The sequence below is a fragment of the Acetobacter okinawensis genome, from assembly GCF_002153655.1.
In the GTDB taxonomy this organism is placed as follows: Bacteria; Pseudomonadota; Alphaproteobacteria; order Acetobacterales; family Acetobacteraceae; genus Acetobacter; species Acetobacter okinawensis_A.
In genome coordinates, this window is sequence record NZ_JOPJ01000032.1 from 22,760 (window position 1) to 28,949 (window position 6,190).

Sequence of the window (6,190 nt, forward strand, 5' to 3'; positions counted from 1 at the left end):
TCAGTTGCTCTGGATTGAATAGGAAACGGAAACACCCGCAGGCCGTGGCAGCACGCCACTGTTCTGAATAATGCTGATCTGCACGGCAGTTGGCACAAAATGGAACACGTAGGTCATGCTCATATCCCCGTTGTCCCGCACGTAGGCATCGCCCTGCCCTGCGAACAGGGTCATCAGAATCTGGTTGATGTCCAGAACAGAGCCACCCGCAATATTGGCCAGCGCTTTGGCCTGGATCAGCTGGCGGTATCCCTCGTCCGCCAGTTGGTAATTGGTGGTTGCATCCACCCCACGGTACCATGGCGTCTGGTCAAACCCCTCCTCCGTCAGGTCCGAGGCTTCGTAAAACCCCTGATAGGACTGGGCAGAAAGGCTTAATACGCGAGAGACCCCAACAATACGCCCCCACACGTCCAGCCCGTAGCCCTGAGCCGTCTGCACGTTCCAGACCTTGTGGTACCACGTATCAATCAGGCTGAGCGGGTCGAGCATCTGGTTCCAGCCCGCCACCAGTGCCTGCATACGCGGCGCATTGGCGTACTGGGACAAAAAAGTCTGCTGGACATTGTGCATCAGCGCACCACCACACTGATTGTTGCAGCAGACAACACGGGAATCTGGTCCACCCCGACCTGCACCGTCGGGTCTGTGGGCTGTGCGCCCAGCCCCACTGTAATGCCAACAATTTTGACCCAGTCCCCCACCGCGCTCACGCTGCCAAAAAAGCTGCTGGCATACACCGTGCCACCAATGGCCACACGCTGCGCGCCCGTTGCCCCCTCAAACCCCGCAACAATAGCGGCCTGCACATCCGCCGCCGCCGTGGAGGGCACATGCACGCCCCCCGCCAGCACCACGGCCACATACACAGGCACGGCCTGCGCGCGTGTAAACTGCACGGTATATTCAGGCTGTTTGGCATAGGCCGAATTGGGGTCCACCACCACCACGCTGCTGGTGCCAACACTTGCGCAGCCCGGTGGTTTTTTACGGGCTATGGCCAGCGCCACATCCGCATCCGCCCCACCATTAACGCACACATACAGGCTATGCGCAGGCAGGGTCACACCCCCTGCGCTCACCGGGCTGGCACTGCTGTTTTCGCTCACATAGGCATCGCTCACCCCTGCAACAGACAAAACCTCCCCCGCCAGCGCGTCCAGCGGGCCCATTGCGTTGTGGGCCACGGTCTGCTGGCGGCGTAGTTCAAACGCCTGCCGCCCTTCCTCCGCCCGCCCTGTAACCCCGGCGGCCGCATTGCTCACGCTGGTCAGCCCCACAACAGCCTGATACACGCCAACACTGCCCGGCGGGCACTCCACCGCCCCCGTAACCGTGCATGAGAACGTACCCGCACCATAGCCCGTAGCATCCAGCGTTATGGCCCCATCTGCCGCGTAGGTATTGGCGCTGCCATCGCGCACAAGCGTGCCCTGTGGCACAACCGTACCCGCCGCGCCCACGCACTGGCAGGTGACAACCGTGGCCGTAGCAGGCTTGCGGGTGATAAAATACAGATTGCCAATGGCGTCCTGCATACGGCCCCATGCGCGCTCGGGGTCCACACCGTTAAACAGCGCCAGCATCTGGTCATAGGCATCGCCCACAATGGCGGTCAGAGACATGGCAAGCTGGCCCTGCGGGGTGGACAGGTCGGTATTGAGCACATTGCCAAAAGCTGCATTCATATCCGCCAGAACACCGGCCAGAATATCGCTCTCCGCCGGGGCAACAAAGCCTGCATCGGTCAGGGTGGGGGCTGGCACGGATGTTGTGCCCACCGTATTAGAACCCGACATGCTGCACATCTCCATTTGTGGTGGATACAAGAACATAGCCAGACAACTGGCGATTTGCGGAAATACCGGTAAGCACGCACCGTGCCGCCGCCACCCCCGCCACGGCACCCGCCGCCTGCTCCGCCTGCATGCGAAAAACAGGAGCCGCCTGTGTGTGGGCCAGAATATGCTGGCGGTAGGGTAGGCCACTTGCGGTGTTGTAGTAACACTCGCCCGAAAAAACCCTGATGGTACAGGCAACATTCTGGCATATGGCATACGACCCCGACGCCACGGCCATATTGCCCCGCGCGTCGGGCAGAAGGTCCCATGTTGTACGGTCAAGCAACAGCGTGTTCATCACACCCCAACAAAAAAAGCCGCCCCAATGGGCGGCATGGCATGGAAAAAATCATTCCCTGTTCAGGCACAACACCTTAATGCGGTGCACCTGTGCTCCCCGCTCCGGGCTGCACGCCCGAATGGGTGTGGCCTTGCAGGCTGATCTGCCCTGCCAGCACATCCCCCTGTGCGCGCACATCGCCCTGCACCTGCATGGCACAGTTGATCTGGCACTGGCTGGCGTTCACCACAAAGCGGCCTGTGGTGGTGAGCACAAAGTCCTCCCCCACCCAGCCTGCGTATTCCTGTGGGGCGGCATTCAAAAACCCGCCTATGTAAAGGGAGTCTGCATAATCATGCTGGCGGTAGGAGCCGGGGGCTGCTGGCTGGCGCGTGGCCTTTACGCTGGCAATATCACGCCCGCAGACAATAATGGCCCCGATATCCCCCACCGCCGGATCGCAGATCAAGGCGCGCCTGCCCCCTTGCAGGCGCAGGTATGGCACGTTGTGGATCAGCCCGTGTGCTGTGGTGCGGCCTGCCCCGTCCTGCTGGTGCACCATGGGCTGCACATCCACCATGCCCACAGGCTCCAGCCCTGTGCCACGCACCGCACGCACCTGCACAAGGGCTGTGGCCCCCAGCATGGCCAGCACACGGCGGATAGCCGCATTGGTGGCGTTAAACGCACTGGCCCCATCTTCGGCCCGCAAGGAGCCGACCAGTTTATCCTGCATATGCCTGCCCGGCAAAGTCTGGCCTTGCCGCCTCTACTGTTGTGAACCATGGCCCATCGGGCTGCTCGGTCTGCAAATCATGGCGCACGCTCTGCACCACCCACATGCCACGGGTGGGCAGGGGTACATCCCCCGCCTGTGTGGCTCCGGCTGGCATGCTGCCAGTTTGCCCCGACACCCCCGTGGTGCCGGTCTGTGCCGCACTGGCCTGCCCCGCCCCCTGCGGGGTGGAGCCACCCGTTTGCAAACACACCGTATCCCTGAACAGAATATCGGGGTTGAACACGGTCTGGAACAGCACCCCATACTGGCTGTAGCTCGGGTAGCCCACCAGCCCGGTGGCAACGCTTACCGTATGGGCCTGCCCTTGGGCCTGCGCCACCATGCCCGCAGGCCAGATTGCCAGAACCCCCACCCCGATCTGGTAGGAAATCCGCGCAGCCCGCGCACAGCTATCCACCTGCTCGGCCACGGAGCCTTTGTAATACACCCCACCGCGCAGCATGGTCTGCACACCATAATTGGCAAATGCCAGCCCGGCCTTGGTTGCGAGCACCTGCATGAGTGTTGCCACCGCCACATCCCCCCCGAACGAGGTCGGGGCGACCGGCACCGCAGCCGGTAACGCACCAGAGAAGGCGCGCAGCTCAAACGCCACATCCGGGCTGTTTGCGTAATCCACAAAAGCCTCGACCACACCGCCAGAAAAAACCACAGGCATGGCGCGCCCACCCTGCCCCGCGCCATCCCCCGCCATAATGGTAACCGTGTTGCGCGTTTGCGCCGCCATACCCTCCTGCATGAGCGAAAGACGGTTGAGCAGAGGCAGGCTCAACCCCTCCACCCGCACGGCACAGGCCATGCCGCTCTCCAGCCCGGTGCTGGCAATCTGGCACCGTACGCGGTAGCCGCTCAGGGTCAGTGTTTCCACCCCAGCAGCGCCAGCGCCGTCCTGCGCCAGAGTAAAGAGGATATCCACCTGCCGGTTGGCCAGCGTACCGGCGCCACCACTGGCCTGCTCCGTAGTTTGCGCAACATCCTGCGCAACACCCTGCACCATACCCTGTGTGCTCTCACCCATTCCCGCGCTCCGCGTAAACCAGCACATACCGGCTACCCAGCCCGGTGTAGTCAGGGTCCTGTGTTCCCTGCGTATCGGCAAAGGCCATGTCCCCGGGCAGAACACCCGCGCTGTGGCGCACAAGCCATGTGCGGTCCTGGCACAGAGCGCCAGCCAGCACGGGTGCGTCATCCACCCACACGGCGGCATACAGGCCGGTCCCGCGCTGTTGCAGCGTCAGCCGCACAGCATGCCCCGAAAGGGGGACGCGCAGGCTCTGGTAGGCCACCGCCCCCAGCGGAATAACAACCGCCATTACAAAAACCCCGTTACAACCATGTTGGAAGGCAGGGCCTGCACATGCCCCCCATTGCGCACCGCCTGCCCCTGCGGGTAGGCCGTGCCCGCAGCCGTGGCGCTGGCGCCAAGCCGTACCTCCTGCACGCTCAGCTCGGCCAGCAGCAGGCTGACACCCAGCCGCACCTCGCGCCTGAGCCGGTAGCCGGTTACATTGACATTGGCGTACACCGCCTCGGGCATAACAATGTGGTACAGCCCAAGGTCGGCCACCAGCCCGTCCAGCGCGGCCAGAAACAGTGCTCGCGTCTGCAACGCACCAGACAGGCCGGGCAGGCCCGCAGCCCCGAGCAGATCCCCCAGCGCGCTCGCACTGCCCAGTTCCATGCTGGAGCCATCGCACAGCATTTCCACCTCATACACACCGGGCATACGCACCTTGTTGTAGGAGAGGAAAGACCCATCCTCCAGCGGTGCATTGGCAATGCGGCACTGGCTCTGCACGCCAAGAGCACGCACATGCCCCGATGTCAGGACCGGCCTGTTATCCTGTGTAAAAATACCCCACTGCCGCTCGGCCTGCGCCACAAGTGCGGCGTCAAGCATGGTCGCAAGTGTGGTAGAGCCAGAGGCCGCAACCCCCGCCCCGGCCGACTGGCCAAGCAATGCAGGCACTCCGGCCGCCACGGGTACGTCCCACACGGCAGGCAGGCTGATGGGGAGCAAAGGCATGATGGTCAACTCCATCGCTAGGAAAAACATTTTTATCGAGGAGGCGGAGCAGTCCGGGCCAAAACAAAAAGGGCGGCCCCATGGGACCGCCCGCACACGCAACCGCGTCTGGCCATATGCCGCCTTGTGTTATGCCCGCCGGTGCATGGCGCGCCCCCTCAGGGCGAGGGCAGCCGCCACGCCTGCGCCTTGACCTGAGCAGACACGGCGGGGAACGGGTCCACCCCTGTGTTGCGGGTAAGGGTCTGCACAGTCACCTGATCGCAATGGGGGTGGACGCTCACGTTCTTGCACACATACACCCCGGCGCGGTTGTAGCGGGGGGAGTACACGGCCTTCCAGACCGAGCTGGGCACATACACACGGTCATGCCCCACCGTAGCAATGGGGGTCAGATGAAAAGCAGGGCCGGTGACCACGTACAACTCCCCCTCCCGCCCGGCCAGCAGGCGCACCTTGCGCTCCATGCGCGCCCATATGCCCTTGTTCAGCACCGAGGCCTGCGGCACAATATTGGACAACGCATAGGTCTGGGCCTGCGCCTGCAGGCTCGGCTGGTCGCCACTGGGGGCCATGTGGCCCCGGTCATAGGGTTTTGCGTGCCTGTAGTCGCTGAGTGCGGCACCATCGGGCCAGCGCGGGTCAGCATAAAAATGCCCGCTGCGGGGCAGTCTGGCTGCGGCGTCCATATCCCCTGCGCGCAGGTGTTCCGCCGCCCAGAGCGGCCCGTGCGAGATAGTGGACACAAGGGCCGCATACCCAAGGTTGCACAGCAAGGTGGTCCCCTGCTCCAGCCGGGTATTGGTCAGCACCGGTAGCTGGGCATTTACCCCAAACGCATCGCACTGCTCTTCTTCCGCCAAGGCAGGGGCGGCCCACCAACACCATGTAACAAAAACCAGTAACAGACGCATGGCGCAGACCATAAACCCGTTTTCCCTCTCCTGAATAGCCACGCCGCACCACGGCCTTGCAAACCCTCCACAACGCCTAGAACTGCCCCATATTGGCCTGCCGCGCCTGCATACGCAGCGTGTCCATGCGGTGTTCAAGCTCATCCCCGATCGCTCTGGGCGAGCTGTTGGTGGCGTTAATGGTAATCTGCGCCTGCACCGCAGGCACGGAGGCAACCTGCAAAAAAGGAGCCGCGCTGGCAAGCTCCACCGCGCGGCTGGTCGCGTGCAGGTATTGTGCGGGCATGGCGGGGGCCACATGCGCACGCCCGGCAGAGCGCAGCACACCCG

9 protein-coding genes are annotated in these 6,190 nt (G+C 63.3%); all 9 read right to left on the reverse strand.

Annotated elements, in window-relative coordinates:
• On the reverse strand, positions 1-573 hold the full coding sequence (locus HK26_RS11025; RefSeq protein WP_086639827.1) for a DUF2612 domain-containing protein: 573 nt from the start codon (positions 571-573) through the stop codon (positions 1-3).
• Complete coding sequence (locus HK26_RS11030; RefSeq protein WP_086639828.1) at positions 573-1,799, reverse strand: baseplate J/gp47 family protein; 1,227 nt, start codon at positions 1,797-1,799, stop codon at positions 573-575. Before HK26_RS11030 ends, HK26_RS11025 begins: the two co-directional genes overlap by 1 nt.
• Entirely contained in the window at positions 1,786-2,139 is a 354-nt protein-coding gene (locus tag HK26_RS11035; RefSeq protein ID WP_086639829.1) for a hypothetical protein, read from the reverse strand. The genes HK26_RS11030 and HK26_RS11035 overlap by 14 nt, the downstream gene beginning before the upstream one ends.
• Before the next feature lie 76 nt (positions 2,140-2,215).
• Positions 2,216-2,857: a Gp138 family membrane-puncturing spike protein gene (locus HK26_RS11040; RefSeq protein ID WP_257640981.1), complete on the reverse strand. Its 642-nt coding sequence runs from the start codon at positions 2,855-2,857 to the stop codon at positions 2,216-2,218.
• A complete protein-coding gene (locus HK26_RS11045) occupies positions 2,847-3,938 on the reverse strand; it encodes a baseplate hub protein (protein WP_257640982.1) in 1,092 nt (363 codons plus the stop codon). The genes HK26_RS11040 and HK26_RS11045 overlap by 11 nt, the downstream gene beginning before the upstream one ends.
• On the reverse strand, positions 3,931-4,233 hold the full coding sequence (locus tag HK26_RS11050) for a phage baseplate plug family protein (protein ID WP_086639830.1): 303 nt from the start codon (positions 4,231-4,233) through the stop codon (positions 3,931-3,933). Before HK26_RS11050 ends, HK26_RS11045 begins: the two co-directional genes overlap by 8 nt.
• Positions 4,233-4,946: a hypothetical protein gene (locus HK26_RS11055; RefSeq protein ID WP_143296347.1), complete on the reverse strand. Its 714-nt coding sequence runs from the start codon at positions 4,944-4,946 to the stop codon at positions 4,233-4,235. Before HK26_RS11055 ends, HK26_RS11050 begins: the two co-directional genes overlap by 1 nt.
• A gap of 158 nt (positions 4,947-5,104) precedes the next feature.
• Positions 5,105-5,902 carry a DNA/RNA non-specific endonuclease gene (locus HK26_RS11060; protein ID WP_257640983.1) on the reverse strand — a complete coding sequence of 266 codons (798 nt, stop codon included), beginning with the start codon at positions 5,900-5,902 and terminating at the stop codon, positions 5,105-5,107.
• Between the two features lie 34 nt (positions 5,903-5,936).
• On the reverse strand, positions 5,937-6,190 hold a 254-nt coding region (locus tag HK26_RS13520; protein ID WP_180539523.1), incomplete at its 5' end, for a hypothetical protein.